The sequence below is a fragment of the Gemmiger formicilis genome (genome assembly GCF_900167555.1).
Classification (GTDB): Bacteria; Bacillota; Clostridia; order Oscillospirales; family Ruminococcaceae; genus Gemmiger; species Gemmiger formicilis.
Genome location: NZ_FUYF01000003.1, coordinates 262,358 through 287,926, shown reverse-complemented (window position 1 = coordinate 287,926; position 25,569 = coordinate 262,358). Strand labels below are relative to the sequence as shown.

The 25,569-nt window shown below is 55.6% G+C and carries 23 protein-coding genes and 1 tRNA gene; 18 read left to right on the top strand and 6 right to left on the bottom strand.

Features of this window, described 5'->3' with window-relative positions; translation table 11 throughout:
• Nucleotides 1-11 precede the first annotated feature (11 nt).
• The 10 genes from B5D32_RS04525 (at nucleotide 12) to B5D32_RS15175 (ending at nucleotide 7,588) form a co-directional block, all read left to right on the top strand.
• Nucleotides 12-1,592: a recombinase family protein gene (locus B5D32_RS04525; RefSeq protein ID WP_078783936.1), complete on the top strand. Its 1,581-nt coding sequence runs from the start codon at nucleotides 12-14 to the stop codon at nucleotides 1,590-1,592.
• Between the two features lie 139 nt (nucleotides 1,593-1,731).
• On the top strand, nucleotides 1,732-2,676 hold the full coding sequence (locus B5D32_RS04520) for an Rpn family recombination-promoting nuclease/putative transposase (protein WP_078783908.1): 945 nt from the start codon (nucleotides 1,732-1,734) through the stop codon (nucleotides 2,674-2,676).
• Between the two features lie 104 nt (nucleotides 2,677-2,780).
• The gene (locus B5D32_RS04515) at nucleotides 2,781-3,665 is read left to right on the top strand and encodes a hypothetical protein (protein WP_078783907.1); all 885 of its coding nucleotides are present in this window, start codon (nucleotides 2,781-2,783) and stop codon (nucleotides 3,663-3,665) included.
• A 205-nt stretch (nucleotides 3,666-3,870) separates the two neighbouring features.
• Nucleotides 3,871-4,878 (top strand): DUF2971 domain-containing protein, encoded by a 1,008-nt coding sequence (locus tag B5D32_RS04510; protein ID WP_078783906.1) that lies wholly within the window; start codon nucleotides 3,871-3,873, stop codon nucleotides 4,876-4,878.
• A gap of 43 nt (nucleotides 4,879-4,921) precedes the next feature.
• Entirely contained in the window at nucleotides 4,922-5,629 is a 708-nt protein-coding gene (locus B5D32_RS04505; RefSeq protein ID WP_078783905.1) for a TIGR02391 family protein, read from the top strand.
• A gap of 55 nt (nucleotides 5,630-5,684) precedes the next feature.
• Nucleotides 5,685-6,008 carry a recombinase zinc beta ribbon domain-containing protein gene (locus tag B5D32_RS15745; protein ID WP_143402670.1) on the top strand — a complete coding sequence of 108 codons (324 nt, stop codon included), beginning with the start codon at nucleotides 5,685-5,687 and terminating at the stop codon, nucleotides 6,006-6,008.
• Nucleotides 5,966-6,238: a hypothetical protein gene (locus B5D32_RS04500; RefSeq protein WP_078783904.1), complete on the top strand. Its 273-nt coding sequence runs from the start codon at nucleotides 5,966-5,968 to the stop codon at nucleotides 6,236-6,238. Before B5D32_RS15745 ends, B5D32_RS04500 begins: the two co-directional genes overlap by 43 nt.
• Nucleotides 6,239-6,321: 83 nt before the next feature.
• The gene (locus B5D32_RS04495) at nucleotides 6,322-6,729 is read left to right on the top strand and encodes a helix-turn-helix domain-containing protein (protein WP_078783903.1); all 408 of its coding nucleotides are present in this window, start codon (nucleotides 6,322-6,324) and stop codon (nucleotides 6,727-6,729) included.
• 441 nt (nucleotides 6,730-7,170) lie between these two features.
• Nucleotides 7,171-7,329 (top strand): hypothetical protein, encoded by a 159-nt coding sequence (locus B5D32_RS15740; protein ID WP_330592662.1) that lies wholly within the window; start codon nucleotides 7,171-7,173, stop codon nucleotides 7,327-7,329.
• A gap of 109 nt (nucleotides 7,330-7,438) precedes the next feature.
• Nucleotides 7,439-7,588: a hypothetical protein gene (locus B5D32_RS15175; protein ID WP_159446979.1), complete on the top strand. Its 150-nt coding sequence runs from the start codon at nucleotides 7,439-7,441 to the stop codon at nucleotides 7,586-7,588.
• A gap of 80 nt (nucleotides 7,589-7,668) precedes the next feature.
• On the opposite strand, the gene B5D32_RS04490 is transcribed toward B5D32_RS15175, so the two are convergent.
• The 3 genes from B5D32_RS04490 to B5D32_RS04480 form a co-directional block, all read right to left on the bottom strand.
• Nucleotides 7,669-8,391 (bottom strand): hypothetical protein, encoded by a 723-nt coding sequence (locus B5D32_RS04490; protein ID WP_078783902.1) that lies wholly within the window; start codon nucleotides 8,389-8,391, stop codon nucleotides 7,669-7,671.
• A gap of 177 nt (nucleotides 8,392-8,568) precedes the next feature.
• The gene (locus B5D32_RS04485; protein WP_078783901.1) at nucleotides 8,569-9,117 is read right to left on the bottom strand and encodes an RNA polymerase sigma factor; all 549 of its coding nucleotides are present in this window, start codon (nucleotides 9,115-9,117) and stop codon (nucleotides 8,569-8,571) included.
• Between the two features lie 80 nt (nucleotides 9,118-9,197).
• Complete coding sequence (locus tag B5D32_RS04480) at nucleotides 9,198-9,905, bottom strand: DUF4367 domain-containing protein (RefSeq protein ID WP_078783900.1); 708 nt, start codon at nucleotides 9,903-9,905, stop codon at nucleotides 9,198-9,200.
• A 263-nt stretch (nucleotides 9,906-10,168) separates the two neighbouring features.
• On the opposite strand from B5D32_RS04480, the gene B5D32_RS04475 reads away from it, so the two are divergent.
• A complete protein-coding gene (locus B5D32_RS04475; protein ID WP_078783899.1) occupies nucleotides 10,169-11,566 on the top strand; it encodes an alanine/glycine:cation symporter family protein in 1,398 nt (465 codons plus the stop codon).
• A gap of 30 nt (nucleotides 11,567-11,596) precedes the next feature.
• Nucleotides 11,597-13,090: a Na+/H+ antiporter NhaC family protein gene (locus tag B5D32_RS04470; RefSeq protein WP_242943395.1), complete on the top strand. Its 1,494-nt coding sequence runs from the start codon at nucleotides 11,597-11,599 to the stop codon at nucleotides 13,088-13,090.
• A 160-nt stretch (nucleotides 13,091-13,250) separates the two neighbouring features.
• On the opposite strand, the gene B5D32_RS04465 is transcribed toward B5D32_RS04470, so the two are convergent.
• From B5D32_RS04465 to B5D32_RS04455, 3 genes are all read right to left on the bottom strand, one after another.
• Nucleotides 13,251-14,159, bottom strand: a complete 909-nt coding sequence (locus B5D32_RS04465; protein ID WP_078783897.1) for an RluA family pseudouridine synthase — start codon at nucleotides 14,157-14,159, stop codon at nucleotides 13,251-13,253.
• Nucleotides 14,156-16,102 carry a DUF6311 domain-containing protein gene (locus tag B5D32_RS04460; protein ID WP_078783896.1) on the bottom strand — a complete coding sequence of 649 codons (1,947 nt, stop codon included), beginning with the start codon at nucleotides 16,100-16,102 and terminating at the stop codon, nucleotides 14,156-14,158. The genes B5D32_RS04465 and B5D32_RS04460 overlap by 4 nt, the downstream gene beginning before the upstream one ends.
• A 67-nt stretch (nucleotides 16,103-16,169) precedes the next feature.
• Nucleotides 16,170-16,253, bottom strand: a tRNA-Leu gene (locus tag B5D32_RS04455).
• Between the two features lie 220 nt (nucleotides 16,254-16,473).
• On the opposite strand from B5D32_RS04455, the gene miaB reads away from it, so the two are divergent.
• The 6 genes from miaB (at nucleotide 16,474) to B5D32_RS04425 (ending at nucleotide 25,553) form a co-directional block, all read left to right on the top strand.
• Nucleotides 16,474-17,856 carry a tRNA (N6-isopentenyl adenosine(37)-C2)-methylthiotransferase MiaB gene (gene miaB / locus B5D32_RS04450; protein ID WP_078783895.1) on the top strand — a complete coding sequence of 461 codons (1,383 nt, stop codon included), beginning with the start codon at nucleotides 16,474-16,476 and terminating at the stop codon, nucleotides 17,854-17,856.
• 210 nt (nucleotides 17,857-18,066) lie between these two features.
• A complete protein-coding gene (locus B5D32_RS04445; RefSeq protein WP_078783894.1) occupies nucleotides 18,067-18,474 on the top strand; it encodes a YlbF/YmcA family competence regulator in 408 nt (135 codons plus the stop codon).
• 145 nt (nucleotides 18,475-18,619) lie between these two features.
• On the top strand, nucleotides 18,620-21,238 hold the full coding sequence (gene mutS, locus B5D32_RS04440) for a DNA mismatch repair protein MutS (RefSeq protein WP_078783893.1): 2,619 nt from the start codon (nucleotides 18,620-18,622) through the stop codon (nucleotides 21,236-21,238).
• Between the two features lie 15 nt (nucleotides 21,239-21,253).
• The gene (mutL, locus tag B5D32_RS04435; protein WP_078783892.1) at nucleotides 21,254-23,374 is read left to right on the top strand and encodes a DNA mismatch repair endonuclease MutL; all 2,121 of its coding nucleotides are present in this window, start codon (nucleotides 21,254-21,256) and stop codon (nucleotides 23,372-23,374) included.
• Nucleotides 23,367-24,305 carry a tRNA (adenosine(37)-N6)-dimethylallyltransferase MiaA gene (miaA, locus tag B5D32_RS04430; RefSeq protein WP_242943394.1) on the top strand — a complete coding sequence of 313 codons (939 nt, stop codon included), beginning with the start codon at nucleotides 23,367-23,369 and terminating at the stop codon, nucleotides 24,303-24,305. The genes mutL and miaA overlap by 8 nt, the downstream gene beginning before the upstream one ends.
• Nucleotides 24,306-24,323: 18 nt before the next feature.
• The gene (locus B5D32_RS04425; RefSeq protein ID WP_078783890.1) at nucleotides 24,324-25,553 is read left to right on the top strand and encodes a biotin/lipoyl attachment domain-containing protein; all 1,230 of its coding nucleotides are present in this window, start codon (nucleotides 24,324-24,326) and stop codon (nucleotides 25,551-25,553) included.
• Nucleotides 25,554-25,569 lie beyond the last annotated feature (16 nt).

The window sequence follows — 25,569 nt, the reverse complement described above, 5'->3', positions numbered from 1 at the left end:
CTGTGAATAACATGAGAATCGTTGAGATTCCCGCCTCAATGCGGGAAAGCGCCGGACGAAAAAATGCCGTGCGCAAGCTGCGGGTAGCTGCCTACTGCCGTGTTAGCACCGAGGAAGAAGAACAGCAGGGCAGTTTTGAAATCCAGAAGTTGTACTACACCGAGAAAATTGAATCAACTCCGGAGTGGGAGGTCGCGGGCATTTACGCAGATGATGGTATTTCCGGTGTGCATACAAAGAAGCGCGATGGTTTCAACCAGATGATTCGGGACTGCAAGAAGCACAGAATCGACCTTATCCTGACGAAATCTATTTCACGGTTTGCCCGCAACACGCTTGATAGTATCCAATACGTCCGAATGCTGAAGCAGATGGGAATCGCGGTGGTATTTGAAAAAGAGAACATCAACACCGCCACCATGAACTCTGAGATGATCATTACCGTACTGAGCGCCTTTGCACAGGCTGAGAGTGAATCCATCTCTCAAAATGTAGCGCGCGGCAAACGCATGGGATATAAGCACGGCAAATTTGCATTTCCTTACGGCAGAATCATCGGCTACCGAAAAGGGGCGGACGGCAAGCCCGAAATCATCCCGGAACAAGCTGAAATCATTCGGCTGATTTTCAACCGCTACTTGCAGGGCGACAGCCTGCAAAGCATCAAGGCAAAGCTGGAAACCGCGGGTGCGCTCACAGCCCGCGGCAACACCGCATGGTCAGCGCAAAGCATCCAACGCATCCTGCAAAATGAAAAATACTGTGGTGACGTATTACTGCAAAAGACCTTTACCGAGGATGTGCTGACGGGTGTACATAAGAAAAACACCGGGCAGCTCCCGCAATATTACATTGAAAATTACCACGAGGGCATTGTCAGCAAACAGATGTTCCGAGAGGTGCAAGCTGAGATTGCCCGCCGAAACAGCAAGTCGGCAGCCAACCAACGCAAGCGCCGCCGTGGCCGCTACAACAGCAAGTACGCCTTGTCCGAGCGACTGTTCTGCGGTGACTGCGGCAGCCCTTACAAGAGAGTGACTTGGAATATTCACGGCAGAAAGCAAATCGTCTGGCGGTGCGTGAACCGCATCGAGTACGGAACAAAATTTTGCGGTAACTCGCCGTCCATCCCGGAAGAAGAATTGTACCGCGCCATTTTGAAAGCGGTACAGGGTTTGGCGGCAAACTTCACCGATGAAGTCGCTGCCCAGATTAATGGCATCCTGCATGACATCCAGACCGGCGAAAGCACAAAGCCAAATTTGCAGGAGCAACTGGAGCAGACCCAGCAGGAATTTGACCGTCTGCTGGAAATGTCCTTGGACTTTGATGAGGATACTCCGTTTCTGGATAACAGGTTGAAAAAGCTGAATAATAAAATTAAGAGTCTGAAAAAAGCCATCGAGGACACCGCCGCCCAGCAGGAAAAAGCCAGCCAGCCGGAGATGCTGCTGTCAGCCAAAGACCTACAAATCCAAGAATATGATGATGCGTTGACTGCGAGGCTTATTGAGAAAATTACGGTGAGGTCGCGCAATGAAATTGAAATACAGTTCATTGGTGGATATGAGAAAGCAATGCCGCTAGAATAAGGAACCTTGAGTGAAACACATTATGGACTACCGCTCGCAGAAAATTAAGAATCTGGAGTGAAACAAAACTTGATAAAAAGAACGCTTTATGGTAAGATAGAGACAAAGAACAAGAAGTAAAAAGGGGAGGTGTACACCAATGGGATTAGCTGATACGGTCACAAAAGCCTATATGAAAGAAAATACTGTGTTTGCAGATGCATTTAACTATCTGATTTATGGCGGTAAGGCAGTTGTTGATCCAGCGCAGTTGCAGGAATTGGACACAACAGAAATAGCTTTGCCGTTTGGTGCGCAGGACGAGAGCGGAAACCAGACGGATGATGTGGCACAAAAATACCGTGATGTGCTGAAATCGGCAGTCATCAAGCAGGACGGCGAAGCGGCTTACATCCTTTTGGGCATCGAAAACCAAACGAATATCCACTATGCAATGCCGGTACGCAACATTATTTATGATGCACTCCAGTACGGAAAGCAGGTCACTGATATAGCAGCAAAGCATCGCACCGATGGTTCGAAAGGACACAGCCGGGGCGAGTACCTGTCCGGATTCTATAAGGACGATAAGATCACACCTGTCATTACGTTGGTGCTGCACTTTGGAGCGAACGAGTGGGATGGCCCGCTGTCTTTGCATGAAATGATGGCAGTCAAGAATGAGAGTCTGCTGAACTTTGTGCAAGATTATCAGATCCACTTGATTGACCCGGCAAAACTGAGCAAAGAGGACTTGGAGAAATTCTCGACAAGTCTCCGAGAGGTAATCGGGTACATCAAGTATTCCAAAGACAAAAAACGATTGACAGAATTTTTGACCGACAACCCGCGTATGCTTATGGAAGCGAACGCGGCGCGAGTAATCAAAGCTGTAACGAACACACCTCTGGACATTCCAGAGGACGCGGAGGTGATTGATGTGTGCAAAGCAGTTGAGGATATGATGAACGAGAGTAAAACCGAGGGTGCGGTTGCTGTTCTTGCAGGGCTTGTCAAGGATGGGTTACTGAGCATTAAAGAAGCTGCGCACCGTGCTAATATGACGGAAAGTGCATTTGAAGCAGAGGTAAAGAAGCTATCTTGAACAGAAAATTATCTATCGTCCGCAAAAAATGAAATAAAGGAAAACGTCAGAGAAAAACTGCTGTAGTTACCTAAAATCTATTTACAAATAGGAAGTGCATGAGCATGGCCAATAAGGATAAATGCTTTATTATTACACCAATAGGAGATGACACAGATCCTATCCGACGTCATATAGAAGGCATCATTGATGCAGCATTAAGACCTGCATTAGAAGATAAATATGATTTGGTTGTTGCTCACAGGATTAGTGAACCAGGTTCAATAACAAAGCAAATCATTACCGAGATATACTCTGCAAAATTGGTTGTTGCGAACCTGACAAACAGGAATCCGAATGTAATGTATGAATTGGCGCTTCGGCATAGTCTCGGAAAGCCAGTGATAATGATTGCGGAGAAGGGAACACCGCTGCCATCAGATATAGTTATGGAGCGAACAATTTTTTACCAAAATGATGCACGTGGAGTAATTGAGTTAAGAGAAAATATTGCAGCAGCAGAGAAAGAAATTGACTACGATAAGACAGAGAGTCCAATATATAATGTGTTGCATGATGTCTTAAAGGACAGACAAATTATAGAATTTTCTGAAAGTCAATCTATAAGTCAGGAGGATGATGGGAATGCAACGGTTCTGAAATATATCCTCCAAAAGCTAACTAACTTGGAAGATGCTGTTCAAACCAGCCGACCACTGATGCAGAATGCTGAAAGTAGAAGATGCTTTGACGGAGTAGTATTTGCTTTTAGTTATGTAAAAAGCACACAGCCTTATCAAGTAGAAAAACTTTTGATGAGATTGCAAAGAGTGACCCAGATAGAGCAAGATATTTCTGTTGTAGATGTACATATTTATGAAGAGAGAAAGAAAATTTGGGTTTATACTATGGGACTATCCGATAAATCTAATGCGTCAGACATATACCGCTCGTTTGCTAAAACCTTAAGCCAATTTGGATTCGAAGGGGTAAAAGCTATTCATCCGTAAGATCGAAAATCCATTTTGGAAATAACAAAAATAACCTGCAAAAAAATTTTGAAAGAACTCACGCAATCTGAACGGTCTGTTGAGACAGTTTGTTGCGTGGTTTTTTATATCCGCAAACACAAATGGGTGATTTTTCATAAATCTGATAGTGTTGGTTTTGTTTCGGATTACAAATCGTATTTGATAATTGAGAGGAGGGGCATCAATGAATCACAATGATCGAGAACACTTCTGGCAAACATTATGTTCTTTGCCAGGAAATGATATTGTGGCAGAACGAGAACAGCTTTTCAAAGCAATTAAGTATCCGAAGCTGCTTTTCCGGTATCGACCTGTCAGCACAAAGAGCTTGGATGCCCTCAGAACGAATAAGCTCTATTTTTCTTCTGCGAATTATTATGATGACCCTTTCGATACCTTTCTTCACATCGACATTGAGGCAATCCGGAAAGAGTATTTAAGTGCATTCCAGACTCCGGAAAGTACAGAAGCTGTTGTGGATGGTGTTAAGTCATTGCTTGGGAATATTCTCTCTGAGGAGCAAGCAGCGCAGTTTACGGTTGAGAATGTGACAAACGCGCTTTCTCACGGGCTTACCGAAAGCTTTCTGAATGCAGCGCTTTCACTCCGTGATGAAGTTAAAAAGGATACGTGGTCAGTTTGTTTCTCCGAAAATGGGTTTAATGAGGTTCTGTGGCTGAAATATGCAGATCAGCACAGAGGTTTTGTGCAAATCTACGATCTTGAAAATGAAGACAACTTTTTATGCGGTAAACAAGAAAAATGCGCAAATTGCGGAATCAAGAACTACGGAACGCCGCTATATCCGATTTATTATTCGGACACGCCTTATGATGCAACGAAATTTGCAAAATTCGTTATGCTCCGCAAAATAGCAGAGACAGCAAAAACTCAGATTCCTCAAGAGCTATATGTAGAGATGGGAAATGTGCTATGGGAACAAGAAAGAACGACTCTGATCAAAAAAGAGTGCCATAAATATGATGAAGAATGGCGAATGATTACCGGCTGCATTATGAAACCGCCGATTATGATGGAATGGATCCCCAATGGCATAATTCTTGGTCTGCGAATGGGCGTAGCAGAGGAAAATCTTGTTGTAAGCATGGCAAAAGAAGCCGGAATCAAAAATATTTATAAATCCTACATAAATGCGCAAAACAAGCTGGATGCTTATCCTTTGAAATTGTAATCTTTCCAGCGGGTAAGTGAGTAGTTGAAATGAGGTGAAAGCAATGAGGAGAGAAGAATACGCTTGTCCTAATGGGTGTTCTCTTCCACCCAGAAAAAAGCAACTTAGGGAATATCGCAACGGTACATATGGGTTTGACTTTTATGATTTTACATTCTGTCCTTGTTGCGGCAGTTTAATGCCATATTCGCTAAAGAAGCTCAAAGGATTTTTTGAGGTATACAATATCCACGCAGCGTTATCGGATGCGGTGCAACTCATATATAAATCCGAGTTTGAGTCGGCAGCACGTGAAGCCTTCGTGGCTGTGGAAAATTATCTCAAAAAGAAGTCAGGCCTGGATTCGCATGGATTCGATCTGGCGACAAGAGCACTTTCTTTTGAAATAGACAAGCAAACCGGCGAAATAAAGAGGGCTCCCCTTATTGCAATCAATGATCTGAAAAACGAATCGGAGCGCAATGAGCAGGACGGCATCAGGTATATGCTTATGGGTTTCTTTCAGGGGCCTCGTAATCTGTACCAACACAATCATATTGGCTCCGGTGCAAGCAATTCTATTTCCGTAATCATCGAAGCATCCTTCTTCCTTCATCTGCTTGATGGGCACAGCATTACTCAAAACGGACGGTGGATTCCAGAAACAGTAGATTATCGGGAAATTTATCAAAAGATGCCTAAGCGAATTGATCGCTGGAGGCTGGTACGTCTATTGAAGAAGCGTGCTCGTAGATTGAAGAAAAATTCATGATGTACTAAAAAGATAAAATCAGCCGTTGTGTGAACGGCTGAAATGAGGTAATATCATGCCTACTATCCACGGCAGAAAACAAATTGTCTGGCGGTGCGAGAACCGCATCGAGTATGGCACGAAATTCTGCAGTAGTTCACCGTCCCTCCCGGAAGAAGAACTGCACCGTGCTATTTTGAAAGCGGTGCAGGATTTGGCAGCAAACTTCACCGATGAGGTCGCTGCTCAGATCAACGGCATCCTTCATGACATACAGACGGCGAAAGTACAAAGCCCAATTTGCAGGAGCTGCTGGAACAGACCCAGCAGTAATTTGACCGTCTGCTGGAAATGTCTTTGGAGCTCGATGAGGATACCCCGTTTCTGGATGACAGGTTGAAAAAGCTGAATAATAAAATTAAGAGTCTGAAAAAAGCCATCGAGGACAGCAACGCCCGACAGGAAAAAGTCAGCCAGCCGGAGATGCTGCTGTCAGCCAAGGATCTGCAAATTCAAGAATATGACGATGCGCTGACCGCGAGAATTATTGAGAAAATTACAGTAAGGGCACGCAATGAAATTGAAATACGGTTCATCGGCGGCTACAAAAAGACCATGCGGCTGGCATAAAAATAAAGAGGGCATACCCAATCGGAGATAAGGCATCTTCGATTGGGTATGCCCTTTTTCACTTTTATCGGAAAGAGGTAGCTATGAAGCTGGGAGAGAAAATCAAGCTGGTTCGTAAGCACAGAGGACTAACGCAGCGGGAACTGGGAGAACGACTGCACTTGGATGGAAACGCAGCAAATCGCATTGCCCAATATGAATCAGGATTCCGAACGCCCAAAGAGAGCAGAACCAAAGACATAGCCAAAGCGTTGAATGTTCGCGAAGAAAATTTCTTTACAAGGGCAGAAACACCGGAGGACATTATTCGCTTGATGATTTGGTATGACTGGGAACATGGCTGCGGCGGGAGCGTTCCGATTGACACGATTCTGCTTTTTGATAATTTTGAGGAAGTGGAAAAATTATTGAAAGAGTGGTATAGCCAAAAGGAAAAATTAAGAACGAGGAAAATTACAGGAGCAGAGTATCTGGAATGGATGCTGCAGTGACCCTTTAGCAAAAGAAAACAATAAAATTTTTCTGCATCGTTGATTTTCCACTTTCAAAACAGGGTATCTTTTTTATCACACTCACACATAAGACTGTGATGAAAAAGATGTCACAGTCTTTTTTATTTGCTGTATCGTTGATAATTGGAGGTTTCACCAACCGATTTTTGGACACGGTTTTACAGTGTTGTCCAACCGTTTTTGGGCGGTTTGCCCACCTTGATGCCCACTTTTTCTGCCGCTTTCTGGAATTTGGCAGGGGAGAGGGCAATTTTTTTGAGAAAAAACAGAATAAATCCTGCTGTTTTCAGAATGTTTTCAATTTCCTCGCAGCCAATTTCCTGTTGGCTGCGAGGATTTTTCGTTTCTTTCGACAGTTTTCAGTTTGTTTTCAAGTTTTCCATTTTATACCTATTAATTATAATAAGGAGGATTTCCACTATGAGCATCATTATCGGCATCGACCACGGCTACTACGCCATCAAAACAGCTCACTGCTCGTTTCCCGCAGGGCTTACAAGCTACGGTGAACACGAACCCTGCGGTTGCTTATCTTTCACTATCTTTCTGTGTCTTATAGCAGATTTAAGCGACAAATAAGCGACAAGCTACAAGTTACAGTGCTATGAAAGTGCATAAAACTACAATATATAGCACAAAATGGCAAGAAAACGCCCTGTATTTGGTATTGGAATCAAATACGGGGCTGTTGCGATATACTCCTTTTCATACTGCCTGCCGCGGTGAGTCGTTTGCACAGAAACGGGAGTTCCGCTTTGATTCCACCGGCGGGCCGAATCTTGTCACGCCCCAGTCCACAATCGACACATGGATGGACGAGGTACGCGCACTGCTGTAAAATCTATCTTGTACAAATGAAAAGCAACATTCAATGTGATTTAGAATGTGACTTTTTGTTGTATTTGAGAACCCTGCCTTTTAACTTAACCGTGTAGAAATAGATGAAGTTAGAATCGGAATATCCATTGCTTTGACCTGGGTAAGCAGAGATTCCCAATCGGAAGAACGAAAAGGCGCGGCGGAGATGCAGATGCTATCCTTCAAGGAAATGCGTGCTTTGTATAGGCTCTCCGGCGCGGACAAATCTGTGCGGGGAGCGGCGGAACGGCTTACTAAAATCATGAGGAAATGTCCCGACAGGAGGGCGCAGAGGATGCGCTTTTTGGGCAGAACGGCAAGCGGGCCGTCAGCGGCAGGTTGATGTAGAGATGTGCAGCGAATGGAGCTGTCGCTGCAAAAAGTGACGGTTTGCTTGCACAGAGCATCCGCGCCGAAGCAGCGGCGGAGTCTCCACCTTATGGCATGACGATGAAAAAGGCCGTAGCAAAATACAAAATAAGCCCGCAGATCATACAACAAAAACACATGCAGAAGCAACAGGCAGACGACACCAAAAACAACCGCATACTGTGGGCCGTACCCGGGCGAGGTACACAGCGCCGGAATTTCTGTGACATAGGAGACCAGCAGGAAAAAGGCAACGGCGGACACCGCAAAAGACACGCCCCGCGGGAAGGTGGCCCACTTGGACAGTGCGGCCATGCGCAGCAGCGGCTCGGTGGATACAAGGTATTCGTCGGCGGTCATTTCGATGGTGCAGGTTACGCCGTTGGCGCTGTGGGTAATTGTGGACTCGGACATAAAAATCAACTCCTGATAGAAAATTGGGTAGAGACGATAGGGGGAAAACATGGTTCGCCCGTGGCTGTGTTCAACAGCCGCAAAGTGTCCGGGCGGATATGGAATCCGCTCCTACGGCGGTAAAGCAACTGCTGCTCGTCGGTCAGAAACTCCGGCGCAGGAACGTTCAAATCCTGCTCACTCCGCCTGCTCCCCAAACGATTTCAGCAGCATGGCCCGGGCGCGGTGGATGCGGGTCTTGACGTTGGACTCGCTCGAATCGGTGATTTTGGCAATCTCGCGGATGGAATACCCCTTCACGCGCAAAACCAGTGTCTGGCGGTAAATCAGCGGCATTTCGTCCAGCAGGGCAATAGCCTTGTCCAGCTGCAAATTTGTCAGGGCCACTTCCTCCGGTTCCGCGTAGTTGTCCAGCGCGGCGGCCAGGCTTTCGTAATCGGGCTGGGCACCGCGGCGGCGCTCCCACTTGCGCAGGAAATCAATGCTCCGCTCCCGGGTCACCATATAAAGGTAGGATTTCAGAGCCCGCTCGTTATCAATGCGCAGCGTGTCGATTCCACGCAGCAGCTGCACAAACGTCTCATGCACCGCATCCTCGGCCAAGGTGGGATTTTTAATAATGCCCGCAGCCGTGTGCAGCATAAAGCGGTAATATTTGCGGTATATGTATTCAAATTTGTTTTTGTCGTCGTCGCTGTCCAGCGCGGCAAGATAGAAAACCAGCACGTAGGCTCCTCCTGAATATAAACTTCCGTGTTATAAGGTATCCGTCACAAGGCGGCGTTTGGTTACACAATTTGTCAAATTTATTCCAGCACAATGCCCTGGGCAATTTTGATAAGCTCATGCAGGCTGATGTTGCCCTCTACGGAGCAGGCGAGTTTGTTATGCTCCCACAGCAAATCATTCATTTGGCCTTCAAACATATCGCCCCAAATCGCGTCGTGGCCGTCAAAGGTAATCGAGTAATATTGGGAGTGTTCATCGTCCAGGATGACATCCTGCCTACCCTGAATGGGTACAATCATTACGGTAAAGAACGCTCCGGTCTCCGTATTATCATACGAGGCATAGTAGTGCCCGACATCCTTCGGCTCCCTGACCTCGGTCAGGGTAAAGCCGTCCGGTAGATAGGACAGCGTCACTGACTCCGGCATAACGCCCCACTCCTCGCTGACATAGCTGACCGCCACAAATTGGTCATGCCACGTCATCAGTGTTTGGGCAACCGCGTCCCGCACGGCCTTGACGGGCAGCATTGTGCAGGAGAAAATCGCCATTGCCACGGCCAGCGCAATTAAAAGCCGCTTGGCCGCCCGCAAATGCCGCTTTCGGTCAGCCTTGCGCCGGGTATTGCGGACCAGCGCGTCCATTTTGCGTAGAAACGCATCCGACGGCTGCACGTCCCCGGCGGCCTCCGGCCCCGACATCTGCGCCAGCGCGCGGTCCTGCGCCTCGGTCACGATCATAGCAATCAGGGCATCCGGGGAAATGCAAAGCTTGTCATCGTTCATGGTCTTCTCCTCCTGTTCAGCGGTGTTTCTATCTATAATCCGGAGTATACCGCAAAAAAGTTTCACTGACAATATAAACTGTGCCGCCAGCACTACGCCCGGGGGATTGCAAAGCACCCGGTATCGTGTTATACTACAATGGCAGTGATATAAGTCATACTTGTCATGAACGGACAAAAGGCTTGTAAAACCGGCAGGAAGGCCGGGATTGCAGGCCTTTTGTTTTTTGCGGCAAAATCAAAAGGCAAGAGGTATGGGATTTTATGGTTCTTGAAGCAATTGCAACCATCAATCAGGCGGTCAACAACTTTGTGTGGGGCATCCCGGCGATGGTGTGCATCATCGGCGTGGGGCTGCTGCTCAGTGTGCGGACGGGCTTTTTGCAGATCCGCAAATTCCCGTATGCGATCAAAACCACCATCGGGCGTATGTTCCACAAAAAGGATGCCTCTGACGGTGCGATGACGCCGTTTCAAGCCGTCTGCACGGCGCTGGCGGGCACGGTGGGCACGGGCAACATTGCGGGCGTTGCGGGCGCTATCGCCATCGGCGGGCCGGGCGCAGTGTTCTGGATGTGGTGCTCTGCGCTGTTGGGTATGTGCACCAAATTTGCGGAGGTCACGCTCGCTGTACATTTTCGGGAGCGCAGCGCCGCCGGCGAGTGGGTCGGCGGCCCGATGTACTACATCAAAAACGGTCTGGGCAAGCACTGGCAGTTCCTAGCCGTGCTCTACTCGCTGTTCGGCGTGCTGACGGTTTTTGGCACCGGCAATGCGACCCAGGTCAACACCATCGTCGCCGCCATCGACACGGCCCTGACGGAGTTCAATGTGGTCGGTCAGAACGCGCTTTCCACCCTGAACCTCGTTGTCGGCATCGTTGTGGCGATGCTCGTCGCCATGGTGCTGCTGGGCGGCATCAAGCGCATCGGCAGCGTCAGTGAACGGCTGGTGCCCTTCATGGCACTGTTCTACATCGTGCTGGCTGTGGGCGTCGTTATTCTGAACATTCAGCGCTTCCCGGCGGTGATCGAGGCCATCTTTGCAGGTGCGTTCAACCCGGCGGCCTTCACGGGCGGCACCATCGGCAGCCTGTTCATCAGTATGCAGAAGGGCGTCTCCCGCGGCATCTTCTCCAACGAGGCCGGCCTTGGCACGGGTTCCATCGCCCACGCCTGTGCCGACACGAAAAAGCCGGTCAAGCAGGGCATGTTCGGCATCTTTGAGGTCTTTGCGGACACCATCGTCATCTGCACGCTGACGGCTATGGTCATTCTGTGCAGCGGCACGACGGTCAACTACGGCACCGCCGCGGGCGCGGAGCTGACGATCTCCGGCTTTACCACGACCTACGGCGGTTGGGCATCCATCTTCACGGCGGTGGCACTGTGCTGCTTTGCCTTCTCCACCATCATCGGCTGGGGGCTGTACGGCTCACGCTTTATCGCATTCCTCTGCCGCAGCGACAAGGTCGTGCGCCCATTCTTCGTGGTGTACTCCTTCGTTTCCATCCTGGGTGCTACGATGGACCTGGGCCTGATGTGGAGCATTGCCGATACCTTCAACGGTCTGATGAGCATCCCGAACCTGATTGCGCTGCTGCTGCTTTCCGGCACAGTGGCGCAGCTGACAAAGGAATATTTTGAAAAGGAAAAGGTGTAAGAAATGTTTGTAGGAACTTGGTGGTCCCTGATGCCGCCGATCATCGCCATTCTGCTGGCGCTGCTCACAAAGGAAGTCTATCTCTCGCTGTTCGCTGGCTGTGCGCTGGGTGCGCTGCTGGTGGCAGAGTTTCACCCATGGGTCGCGTTTGACACACTGTTCAACACGATGATCGACAGCGTCGACTTCTCGATTCTGATGTTCATGATCCTGCTGGGTATGGTCGTTATGCTCATGCAGGAGTCCGGCGGCACCCGCGCTTATGGTGAGTGGGCGGCGAAAAAGCTCAAGAGCAAGCGCGCCACGCTCGTGGCGACCTCGCTGTTGGGTGCGCTGATTTTTGTGGACGACTACTTCAACTGCCTGACCGTCGGCTCCGTCATGCGCCCGGTTACCGACAAGTACAAGGTTTCCCGCGCCAAGCTGGCCTACCTCATCGACGCCACGGCGGCCCCGGTCTGCATCATTGCGCCAATCTCGTCCTGGGCGGCGGCGGTCAACTCCTACGTCCCGGCGGGCAGCTCGATGTCCGGCTTTGAGATGTTCGTCCGCACGATCCCGTTCAACCTGTACGCGATGCTGACGCTCTACATGGTGTTCTTTACCTCGCTGCTGGGTTTCGACTTCGGCCTGATGAAAAAGCACGAGCGCAACGCTGCCCACGGTGACCTGTTCACCTCGGGCGGGGAGGCATTCCAAAACCAGGAAATTAAGGACCCCACCGAGGGCGGTAAATTCGCCAAGGGCAAGGTCATTGACCTGATTGCACCGATGATCGTCATGATCTTTACGGCCATCGCCACGATGATCTGGACCGGCTACCTGAACGGCGGCACGAACCTTGTCGAGGACTTTGCCAACTGCTCCTCGTCGGAGTCGCTTGTCTTTGCGGGTCTTGTCACGGTGGGCTTCCTGCTGCTGTTCTACCTGCCGCGCCGCGTTATTGGCTTTAAGGACTTCATGAACTCCGTGCCCGAGGGCGGCAAGCTGATGATGCCGCCCATCCTGATTCTGGTGCTGGCCTGGACGCTGAAGGGCATGACCGACGCGCTGGGCATCGGCGACTTTGTGCGCCAGGCCGTCAGCCTGAATGAGGGTCTCATGCGCTTTGTGCCGCTGCTGATCTTCTGCATTGCGATTTTTATTGCGTTCTCCTCCGGCACCAGCTGGGGCACGTTTGCGATTTTGGTCCCCATCGTCGTCAATATGTTCTCCGAGACGGACCCCACCATGATGATCGTAGCGGTATCCGCGGTGCTGGCGGGTGCGGTCTGCGGCGACCATATTTCGCCGATCTCGGATACGACCATCATGTCCAGCTCCGGTGCACAGTCGAACCACATCAACCACGTGCAGACCCAGATGCAGTACGCCATGGTCGTCGTGGCGGCCTGTGTGCCCGGCTACCTGATCGCGGGCTTTACCGAAAACTGGCTCATCACGCTGGTGTCGTCGCTTGCCATTCTGACCGCAGCCCTGCTGTATCTGCGCAGGCGCAGTCTGGCCGAGGACGCCAGGGCATAAAGAAAAAGCAGTGCTTTCCAAGCGGAAAGCACTGCTTTTTTGTAGGGGCGACCATTGGTCGCCCGCAGCCGTTTGCGGCGGCGAAAAGCCCCGCGGGTCGTCGAGGACGCCGACCCCTACACCGTAGGGACAAATTCCGTATCCGCCCGGGCCAAAGCCTTTACTTCAGCGTACCGTCCAGAATCTGCTGGTAATACCACGGCTTCTCGGCGTGGAATACCCGCCCGGCGAGATGCGCAAACCGCGGGTCGCTGATTTGCGCAGGAAAGCGCAGCTCCCACGCGCAGAGCGCCTGATACTTGAACCGCAGCTCGCGGTTGGCGGCGTTGTTGCCGTACTTGGAATCACCCAGAATCGGGCAGCCGATGTGTGCTAAATGCGCGCGGATCTGATGGGTGCGCCCGGTCACAAGCTCGACCTTCAACAGGGCCAGCCGTCCGCTGACAGCCAGCGTCTCATACCCGGTGATGACCTCCTTCGCGCCGCCCGCCGTCGTGTCGGTGATGCGCACAATGCCGCGCTCGGCGTCCTTCAAAAGATAGTCGCGCAGCAGGGCGGCGGGCGGGTTCGGGCGGCCAAACGTCACGCAGAGGTAGCGCTTTTCAATGTCGCGCGCCTTAATGGCGGCGGTCAGAAACGCCTCCGCCGCACTGTTCTTCGCCAGCAGCACCAGCCCGCTTGTACCGGTGTCCAGCCGGTGGCAGAGCACGGCGTGGGCAACCTTGCCCTCAGCGGCCAGCTTCGTTTGCACGCGGCGGAGCAGCGTGTCACTGTCCGGGCCGTCCACAGCGATGCCTGCGGGCTTGCTGGCAATGATGATGTCGTCGTCCTCATACACAAACACGGCGGCGGGGGTGGGGCGGTTCTCCAGCTGGTCGTCGTTTAGGAACAGCTTGATAATATCGCCGTTCTGCACGCGGGTGGAGAGCGGCTGCTTCTTGCCGTTCAGCTTGATCTTGTTCTCACGCAGGGCCTTGTTCAGCCGCCCCATGCCCAGAGCGGGGAACTGGTCCATCAGGTACTTGTCCAGCCGCACGGGCAGCAGGCTTTTTACATGCAGTTCTTTCATTTTGTCGTCAACTCCTGATCCCACAAAACCGTGGCATCCTCAATATCCAAGGTGACCATCAGCCAACCGGCGTCGTGGTCATCGACCTTCAAAATCGGGTACTCCTGCCCGCCCGCGCAAAGCAATGACGCACCGTCCAGCTTAGTGCGCGCAAACGGGGAATCCTTAAAGCAGACCGTCTGCTTTGTTTCATCCAGCACGCCGCGGTTCCACAGCGCGTCGGTGTAGTCTGCCAGGCGCAGGGGATAGTCCTCGTCGTAGGGCGTACACAAAGCGTCAAATGTTTGTCCCTGCAGCCCCGGCGCAATGACATACCAGCTGGCGCTGCCGTCGGCGCTCGTCACGCGCCCGCACCAGGCCAGCGCCTTGACCGGTTCCACGGCCTGCAAAAAGGCACCCTCGTCCTCGAACAGGTAGAGCGTGTCACTCTGCGGCGTGCCCGCGTCCAGAGCGTCCAGCGCGGTTTGGCGCTCGGCGGCAAGAGCAGTCTCGTCGTAGCGGGCGGCGAACGGATCGTTCGTCGTCATGCCGTTATCGGCGGCCCAAAGCGCTAAGTGCAAGCTGTCGGCCTGCATGCCCTGCACGGATTCGGTGTGGCGATACTGTGCCGCGCTCTGCCAGAAATCGCTGTCCAGCTCGGACGGGAACGCGTCCGTGACCTGCGCGGCCTGCATGGCGTCGTGCCGCTGGCAAAGCGCCGGGCTTACATCCCACAGCTGCACGGCGGCAAACAGTGCGACCCAGACTGCCCCGCGGGGCAGACGCGCCAGCCCTGCGAACGCTGCCAGCGTCAGCAGGTAGTAGACGGGCCAGAACAGCCGCCCGCCGGAGCGAAAGACCGAGAACAGCTTAATAAAGGAAGCGGGCAGCGGCAGCGTAGCGAGCGTCACGCCGTTGGCGGTGATGACGTTGCTGACGGCAAACGCGGTCAGCACAGCGCAGACCGCGCACAGCGCCCAGTGACGGCGCACAGCGGGCAGGAGATGCCGCCGCGCTGACACGACCACGACAGGCAGTGCAGCCAGCACGCCCAGCCCCAGATAGGCAAAGGCGTCATAGTTGCCGCCGACCTGATTCTGTGCGGGCAGCAGGCGGCTGTACAAAACGCCGTTCACACCCGCCGGGTTCCACAGCGCGTTCAGGTTCATGGCAAAATAGCCGTACAGCGCCTGCCCGCCGCTGGTGGCTGTGCCGTAAAGCAGCCCCAGCGCCCAGCCCAGCGCCGCGGTGCAGAGCATGTTGCCGCCCAAAAACAGCGCGGGCCGCAGCCATTGCCGCTGCTTTACGGCGTACTCAAGCAAAAGCGCCAGTGTGACAGCGTAGGTCATGGGCAGAAAATACGGGTGGATACCGACGGCCAGAATGTTGATGACAAACAATCCGCGCGACGCAAACCGGCTCTGTCGGCGGCAGACGAAATAACAGTACAGCGCCGCCAGCACAAGCCACTGCGCACCGAGCGAGGTGTGCCGGAACGCGCGCTCCAGTAAAATCGGGCTGGCCGCAAACACAAGCGAGCCCGCCAAAGGGGCGGCAAGCCCCTCAGCAAACAGCCCGCACAGCAGCGCCGCAAAGCCGCCTTGCAAAGCAAAGCAGACAAGGGTAAACCAGCCGAAATACTGGAACGTCCCGCCCAGCGCTGCCGCCAGCGGGCGGCACAGCACAGCCAGCAGCGGGATAGAATCGGTGTACGCAACGCTGACGCCCTGCGGCGCGTTGACGGCCTGCGTTACGCCGAGCGGCCAGCCCGGCGCACTGTTTCGGTAGAACAGCCAGCCCGCGTAGTGCTGTTGGATGTCCTTTTCAATGTAGCCGCCGCGGCAGAAGGCGTCGTTGGCTACGTCCAGTGGTGCAAGGCCGTACACAAGCAAAAATACGGCAGCGCCGAGCAGCGCCCCCAGCCAGAACAGCCGGGCGCTGCGGGTAGATTTATGGTTCAGCATACCATGCCTCACAGGGTCCAATAGAAAAAACCGAAACAACCGGTAAAGCTGTTTCGGCTCGGGTAAATGCCGCTGACCGGGATCGAACCGGTACGGTATCGCTACCGAGGGATTTTAAGTCCCTTGCGTCTGCCAGTTCCGCCACAGCGGCATAATATATGTATTGTAGCGCAAGAAGGCGAAAATGTCAATCTTCCCGCGGCGTCTTTTTGCCGTCTATTTGCGGAACGGGTGCAAAAAGCGGATTCCCCGCCCGACGGCACAAAAAATTCACTTTCTGCCGCTTGTGCTTTTGCTTCGAATTTGTTATACTAATATGGTATGTTTGGATAGGTGCGCCCATTTGGGCGTTTATATAAGGAGAAATTCACTTGGAAAAACTGACCTACACCCACAACGATGCCGCCGCCAAGGCGCTGGCGGCGTTCTATGAGACACCGCCGCTGGCGTATGTACGCAGCTACGGCTGCCAGCAGAACGTCAACGACGGCGAGAAGATCAAGGGCGTTTTGCAGGATGTCGGCTACGGCCTGTGCGACAATGTCGAACACGCCGACCTCATCCTGTTCAACACCTGCGCCGTGCGTGAGCACGCCGAGCAGCGCGTTTTCGGCAATGTCGGCGCGCTGAAAAAGCTCAAGGAGCAGAACCCGCGCCTGATGATCGGTGTCTGCGGCTGCATGGCCCAGCAGGAGCACATCGTCGAAAAGCTGCGCCAGAGCTACCCCTATGTGGACCTTGTCTTTGGCGTGGACGGCATTGACCGGCTGCCCGCCATGCTGGCCGAGCGCATCCGCAAGGGCAAGCGCTATCTGGAAAAGCCCGCCGAGCGCAACGCCGTGGTCGAGGAGCTGCCCATCCGCCGCGATTCCGGCTTCCGCGCGTGGCTGCCCATCATGTACGGGTGCGACAACTTCTGCACCTACTGCATCGTGCCCTACGTCCGCGGGCGGGAACGCAGCCGCGAGCCCGCCGCAATTCTGGCGGAGTTCAGGCAGCTTGTCGAGCAGGGCTATAAGGAGATCACCCTCCTGGGCCAGAACGTCAACAGCTACGGCAAGGGGCTGGAACATCCCATCGACTTTGCCGACCTTTTGAACCTGCTGTGCGAAGTCCCCGGCGACTACCAGATCCGCTTCATGACGAGCCACCCGAAGGACGCCAGCCGCAAGCTCATCGACACGATTGCCGCGCAGGAGCATCTGTGCAAGCATATCCACCTGCCCGTGCAGTCCGGCTCGGACCGACTGCTCAAGGAGATGAACCGCCACTACAACGTCGCGCAGTACATGGATCTGATCCGCTACGCCAAGGAAAAAATTCCCGGTGTGACCTTCTCCAGCGACATCATCGTCGGCTTCCCCGGAGAGACGGAGGAGGACTTTGCCGCAACGCTCGACCTCATCCGTGAGGTGGGCTATATGCAGCTGTTTACCTTCATCTATTCCAAACGCGCCGGCACCCCGGCGGCCAAGCTGCCCGACCCAACGACCCACGCTGAGAAGGCCGCCCGCATGGACCGCCTGCTGAAAACGCAGGAGGAGTTCGCCTTTGCCGCCACCGCCGCCATGGCAGGCCGGACCGTCCGCGTGCTGGTCGAGGCTGCGGGCCGCAATGAGGGCACCGTCAACGGACGTCTCGACAACAATCTGGTCGTGGAGTTCAAGGCTCCTGAAAGTCTTATCGGCCAGTGGGCCGATGTCCACATCACCGGCTCGCGCGCCGCGCTGCTTGTGGGCGAGCTTGCTGAATAAACCTATGGCAACACCGCATAATTCCCGCCTTACGGCTTAAGCACCGCTCCGGCGGCTGCGGCACGGCATCTGCGTTGCCAAAATGCTCGATAATACACAAAGTATTATCTGCGCTTTTGGCTTAGCAGCTGCCGCACCTCGCTCGCCGTATCGGCACTTAGAATTATGCGGTATTGCCCCATACATTATATTTATAAGGAGAATTTTACAATGGATTGCATTGATCTTTTCAAGAAAGCCGCCGCTGCCCTGCAGACTGACCCCCGCTACCTGGAGCTGGACGCTGCCCGCCGAGAAAACGACATGGACGAGGAGCTGCAGAACATGATCGGTGAGTTCAACCTCGCCCGCCTCGACCTGAACAATGAGAGTGCCAAGGCCGAGACCGATGCCGCCCGCGTGGCCGAGCTGAACCAGCGCGTCAACGACCTGTACAGCCAGATCATGGCCAGCGAGGGCATGGTCCGCTACAACGCCGCCAAGGCCGAGTGCGAGGCAATGGTCAGCCACATTGACGCCATCATCAACACCGCTATGAACGGCGGCGACCCCATGACCGTGCAGGCCCCCACCGGCGGCTGCACCGGCAGCTGCTCCACCTGCGGCGGCTGCCACTAAAGATTGAGGCGCGGGGCAGAGAGGCCGTAGGGGCGCATTCTATATGCGCCCGCAGCACTGTACGCAGCCGCATACCTTCCGGGCGGATATGGAATCCGCCTCTACAAGAACAACATACCAACAAGAATCAACAGGAGTGTGAAACATGGCCGAGCAAGCAGTATCGCCCATGATGCAGCAGTATTTTGAAATCAAAAAACAGCATCCCAACGAGATTCTGTTCTACCGCGTCGGTGACTTCTATGAAATGTTCTACGACGACGCGCTGACGGCTTCGCGGGAGCTGGAGCTGACGCTGACCGGCAAAAACTGCGGCAAGGAAGAACGCGCCCCTATGTGCGGCGTGCCGTTCCACTCCTACGAGACTTACATGGCGCGCCTGGTCGCTAAGGGCTATAAGGTCGCCATCTGTGAGCAGATGGAGGACCCTGCCCTCGCCAAGGGTCTTGTCAAGCGCGACATCATCCGCGTTGTCACGCCCGGCACGGTCATTGAAAGCAGCATGCTGTCCGAGGATAAAAACAACTATCTGGCGAGCATTTACTGCAAGCGCACCCGTGGCCGCTGGCGTGCGGGCGTCTGCTTTGCGGACGTTTCCACCGGCGAGGCCTACGCCACCGAGCTGAACGCTGAAAAAATCGGCGGAGCCATCATCACTGAGCTGTGCCGCTATATGCCCAGCGAGATTTTGATCTGCCCGCCGATGCTTGACTTTAAAGATGTCACGACCTACATCAAGCAGCACACGAACGCCCTGGTCGAGCTGCGCGAGGATGCCTGCTTTAAGGACGCCGTCATGGAGCAGACCATGGCCGACCAGTTCGGCGCCGACTGGCGCACGACCCTCGGCTATGAGAAGGACGCGCTTGTCCCGTATGCTGTGGCGGCGCTTCTCAACTACCTGCACGAGACCCAAAAGCACGGCGTTGAGCGCATCAAGACCGTGCAGAACTACGCCGACGCACAGTATATGCGCCTGTCGCCTGTGACCCGCGCAAATCTGGAACTGACCGAGACGATGCGCGGGCGCGAGAAGCGCGGCACGCTGCTCTGGGTGCTCGACAAGACCGAAACCTCGATGGGCAAGCGTCTGCTGCGCTCCTGGATCGAGCAGCCCCTTGTGGACGCCGAGGCCATCAACGCGCGGCTCTGTGCGGTGCAGGCGCTCTATTCTGCCAGCATCGCCCGCGCCGATTTGAAAGAAGCCCTCGGCCATGTCTTTGACATTGAGCGGCTGACGACCCGCATTCTCTACGGCTCCGCCACCCCGCGCGAGGTCAAGGCGCTGGGAGATACCTGCGCCATGCTGCCCCAGGTCAAGGCCCAGGCTGCGGCCTGCGGTGCGCCGCTGCTGACGCAGCTGGCTGACCAGATCGACCTGCTCGAGGATGTTTTGCAGAACATCCAGACCGCCCTTGTGGATGACCCGCCCGCCAACATGAAGGACGGCGGCGCTATCCGCGCTGGCTTCAACAGCGAGGTCGATGAGCTGCGCGACATCATGCACGGCGGCAAGGGGTATCTGTCAAACCTTGAGGCCCGCTACCGCGAGGAGACCGGCATCCCCAAGCTGAAGATCGGCTTCAACAAGGTGTTCGGCTACTATATTGAGGTCAGCCGCTCCTACACCGACTCGGTGCCCGATACCTTCACCCGCAAGCAGACGCTGACGACGGGTGAGCGCTACATCACGCCCGAACTGAAGGAACTGGAAAATAAGATCCTCGGCGCAAACGAGCGTCTGCTGGTTCTGGAACACCAGCTGTTTGCCGACCTGCTTTCGTCAATCTCCGCCGAGGTCGTCCGCATCCAGCGCACGGCATCGGCTGTGGCCCAGCTCGATGTGCTGGCAGGCTTTGCCGAGGCGGCGCTGCAAAACAACTACGTCATGCCAAACGTGGATGAGAGCGGTGTTATGGAGATCAAGGAGGGCCGCCACCCGGTCATTGAACAGATGCTCAAGGGCAGTCTGTTTGTGCCCAACGATACGATGCTCGACGAGGACGAGAACCGGATGCTGCTCATCACCGGCCCGAACATGGCCGGTAAATCTACGTACATGCGCCAGAATGCGCTGATTGCCCTGATGGCGCAGATTGGCAGCTTTGTGCCTGCCGCCGCGGCGCATATCGGCGTGGTGGATGCCATCTTCACCCGCGTCGGCGCGTCGGATGACCTCGCCGCCGGGCAGTCGACTTTCATGGTCGAGATGACCGAGGTTGCGGAGATCCTGAAAAACGCGACGAAGGACAGCTTAGTGATTCTGGATGAAATTGGCCGCGGCACTTCGACGTTTGACGGCATGAGCATTGCGCGCAGTGTGGTAGAATTTATCTGCGAGAACATAGGCTGCAAGACGCTGTTCGCCACGCACTACCACGAGCTGACGAGCATGGAGCAGGATATTCACGGCGTCAAAAACTATAATATCGCCGTCAAAAAGCGCGGCGAGGACATCACGTTTTTGCGCCGCATTGTGGCAGGCCCCGCCGACGACAGCTACGGCATCGAGGTCGCGAAGCTCGCGGGTCTGCCCGGCAGCGTGACAAAGCGCGCCCACGCCGTGCTGCGCCAGCTGGAGGCCAGCGCACCGGGGCGCAATAACACGATGCAGCTCGATTTTGACACCGTCGAGGCTTACAACAACCCCAGCGTACCCAGCGAGGTCGTCGAAAAACTCCACAATGTAGACATTGAGACACTGACCCCGCTGGAGGCGCTGAACTTCCTGTACGAGCTGAAAAATACACTGGACAAAGACTAAAGGCAGGTGAAAACCATGGCGGAAATTCGTGTACTGGACAAGCATACCGCAGAGCTGATCGCGGCGGGCGAGGTCGTCGAACGGCCCGCCTCCGTGGCGAAGGAGCTGCTGGAAAATGCCATCGACGCAGGCGCGACGCAGATCACGCTGTCGGCGGTGCGCGGCGGCATCCAGCAGCTGCAAATCGTAGATAACGGTTCAGGCATAGAAGCGGAATATATCGATAAAGCGTTTATCCGCCATGCCACCAGCAAGATCGCGACGGCGGAGGACCTCGGGCACATCCATACCTTGGGCTTCCGCGGCGAGGCACTTGCCTCCATTGCCAGCGTTGCCCGCGTCGAGGTGCTGACCCGCACAGAGACCGACGAGTACGCCTGCTGCTACCGCATCGAAGGCGGCGAGGAGCGTGGGATGGAGCCAGGCGCGCGCCCCGTCGGCACGACCATCACGGTTAGTGACCTGTTTTACAACACGCCCGCCCGCATGAAGTTTTTGAAAAAGGACGCCAGCGAGGGCACGTTTGTGGCTGAGACCGTCCTGCACGCGGCGCTGTCCCACCCGGAGATCAGCTTCCGCTATCTGCGCGACGGCAAGCAGCAGTATGTGACCCCCGGCGACGGCGACCTGCGCAGTGCGGTCTACGCGGTCCTGGGCCGTGAATTTGCCCGCGACCTGCTGCCCGTGGACGGCGGCAGCGAGCTGTACCATGTGACCGGCCTGGTCACGCCGCCGCGTGCCTGCCGCGCCAGCCGCGGTGCGCAGCATTTCTTTGTTAATGGCCGCTACGTCAAAAACCGCACAATGATGGCGGCACTCGAAAACGCCTACAAGGGCACGATGATGCAGGGCAAGTTCCCGGGCGCGGTGCTCATGCTGGAGCTGCCGCCCGACATGGTCGATGTCAACGTCCACCCGGCGAAAACCGAAATTCGCTTTGCGAAAGAGAGTGACGTCTTTGACGCTGTCTACCGCGCCGTGCGCGCCGCGCTGGCAACGCCCGGCAGCGGCGAGTGCCGCTTTGAGATGGGCCACACCGCGCCCGAAGAAAAGCCCGGGCAGACCGTGCTGCAGCCCGCCGCCCCGGCACCTGCTGCGCGGCCCGCTGCAGCCCAGCCGAAAAAGGGCGGCTTCACGACGCTGTCCGCGGCAGAATACCGCGCTTTGAACGGTCTGACCGCGCCCGTGCCTGCGCGCCCGCTGCCGATGGCGCAGGGCGTTCAGAATGCACAGGGCACACAGCCTGTCCCGGGCGTGCTGGAGGCACAGTCCCCGAAGCCCGCCTACACGGCGGGACCCGCACCGAGACCGCTGACCCCGGTCGCGCCGGTGACGGCGGTTGAAACGCCCGCGTCGGAGCCCGTAACGATTCCCGCCCCGCAGCCGATGCCCCACGCCGTCAGCGATGACACGGTGCTGGACATCCTGCCGGAGCTGCCCGACGAGGCCCCCGCAGCAGACCCCGAGACGGATTACGTTCGGAATGACCCGCATGCTTTAAGCGCCCTGCCCGACATGGTCAGCACACGTCCCGAGCAGACGACGCTGACCCCGCCGCCTGCAAGCGAGCCGCTGCGCCTTGTCGGCGAGGTGTTCAAGACCTATATCATCACCGAGCGCGGCAGTGAGCTTTGCCTTATCGACAAGCACGCTGCGCATGAGCGCATTCTGTTTGAGCAGCTGGCCAGGGACTACGGCAGCGTGCCGTCCCAGATGCTGCTCGTCCCCGTGCAGGTCAATCTGACCGCCGCGGAAAAGCAGGCCGTTTTGCAGAACCTTGACCTTCTGACCGATGCCGGCATCGAGGCCGAGGACTTCGGCGGCTCGACTGTTGTCGTGCGCGCCGTGCCCGCAGACGTGCCGGTGGACGATGTAGAGGATATGATCGTGGAGCTGGCGGCAAAACTCGCCGACGGCGGACGCGACGCCCTGCGTGAAAAGACCGAGTGGGTGCTGCATTCCATTGCCTGCCGCGCGGCCATCAAAGCGGGGGACCGCACGAACGCCGCCGAGATGCTCGCGCTGGCCCAGCGCATCATGGACGGCACGGTCCCGCCGTTCTGCCCGCACGGGCGGCCCTGCGTATTGAAAATCACCCGGAAGGAGCTGGAAAAGCAGTTTGGCCGACTTGTCTAAACCCCGCGTCGTCGCCGTCGGCGGGCCGACGGCCAGCGGCAAGACCGCACTTTCCGTCGCGCTGGCCAGAGCCTTTGACGGCGAGATCATCAACGCAGACTCGATGCAGATTTACAAAAATCTCGACGTAGGCACGGCGAAGCCGAGTGCAGAGGAGCGGCAGGGGATACCGCATTATCTTTTGGGCTTTCTGTCGCCGGAGACCCCCTACAGCGTGGCGGACTTCACCGCCGCCGCCGACCCGCTGATACGGGACATCACGGCCCGCGGCAGACTGCCCCTCGTCGTGGGCGGCACGGGGCTGTATATCACCAGTCTTTTGAGCGGTATGGCGTTTGCCCCGGAAAAGACCGACCCCGCCATCCGCGCCCGATTACAGGCGCGGGCGGACACCGAGGGCGGCGCGGCGCTTTACGCCGAGCTGCAAAGAATCGACCCCGACTACGCCGCTCAGGTCCACCCCAACAACCTGCCGCGCGTCATCCGCGCACTGGAGCTTTTTGAAGCCACAGGCCGCCGCATGAGCGACCAGCGCCGCGAGGCCAGGCCCGCCGAGGCACCCTACCATGCGCTCTGCCTCTGCCTGACCTGCCGGGACCGCGCAGTGCTGTACAGCCGCATTGACCGCCGCGTGGACGAAATGGTCGAAAACGGTGTGCTGGACGAAGCAAGGCAGGTCTACGACCACCGCGATGCCTACCGCACGGCGGCGCAGGCCATCGGCTACAAGGAATTCTTCCCGTACTTTGAGGGCACGGCCAATCTGACCGAATGCACCGAGCGTCTCAAGCAGGCAACGCGCAACTACGCCAAGCGCCAGCTGACCTGGTTCCGCCGTCAGAACGACGCGGTGTGGCTCTATCTGGATGAGGAGGATGTCACCGAGCGCGCCTGCACGCTGGTGCGGGCTTTTTTGCACAACGAGAAATAACGGAAAGGAGGGTGCACCGTGAGCAACCGGCAGGACCGCCCGCTGGCAAAAAAACTTTTACACGCGCTGGGTCTGCTGGCACTGGCACTCTTCCTGCTGTATGTTGCCGTCCAGTTCGTGCTGATCTTCCATCGGTCCTACAAGACTGAGACCGCCATCCGCTACACGCTGGCCGAAAGCCTGAACCTGACCGGCGTTGTGGCGTTTGACGCTGTGGATGTGCCGGGCAGCGGCAATCTCGGCTATCTTGTGCAGGATGGCGAGCGCGTGACGAACGGCACGGTGGTAGCCGAATGCTACACCGATGACACCCAGGGCCTGCAGCGTGAGCGTCTGGACCGGCTCGAGCGCTCCATCACGCTGCTTACGAAGTCGCAGAATTCTGCCGGCAGTGAGCTTTCGGTGCTGACAAACCAGACAAAGCAGGCGTTGTACAACCTGCTGGATAAGCTGGACACTGCCCAGTATACCGGCATCTCCGACGCGCAGGACAGCTTTCTGCTGGCCCAGAACCGTCTGCAGATCAGCACCGGGCAGACGGCGGATTTCTCCCAGTCCATCGCAGCGCTGCAGACCGAGTACGACGGCATCAAGGCACAGCTCGACACGCTGCAGACCGTCACCGCCACAACGAACGGCTATTTCAGCCGCACGGAGGCCTCGCCCGCCATCCGGACGGACTGCCGGGCGCTGGCCGATGCCGACCCGGCCACGCTGCAAAAAATGCTGGCAGACGGCTTCCCGGCAGCGGATACAAACCGCGCCGGACAGATCGTGACGGGCTTCAGCTGGAAATTCTACGCGGTCTGCGATTTGGATACCGCCGCACGGTTCGACGGTCTGTCCACGGTGAAAATCAGCGTACCCGGCAAGCAGAACACCCCGCTTTCCGCCACGGTGGAGGAAGTCACCGAGGACAAGGACAACGGCATTGCCAAGATCGTGCTGCAATGCCAGACCATCAGCGCCGAGGTCCTGGGCCTGGGCTGCGAGACCGTGCAGGTCGATTTAAAAACCTACGAGGGCATCCGCATCGACAAGGCGGCGCTGCATATCGTGAACGGTCAGCGCGGTGTCTATGTCAAGTACGGCAACCTGCAGCGCTTTTTGAAGATCACAACGCTGTATGAGAACGACAGCTACATTCTTGTCCCGGAGGACGGCAAGCTCGGCAGTGCAAATGAGGTGCGCCTCTATGATGAGATCATCGTGCAGGGCACAAATTTGGAGGATGGCAAACTATTATAACGAAAATACGCCGTTT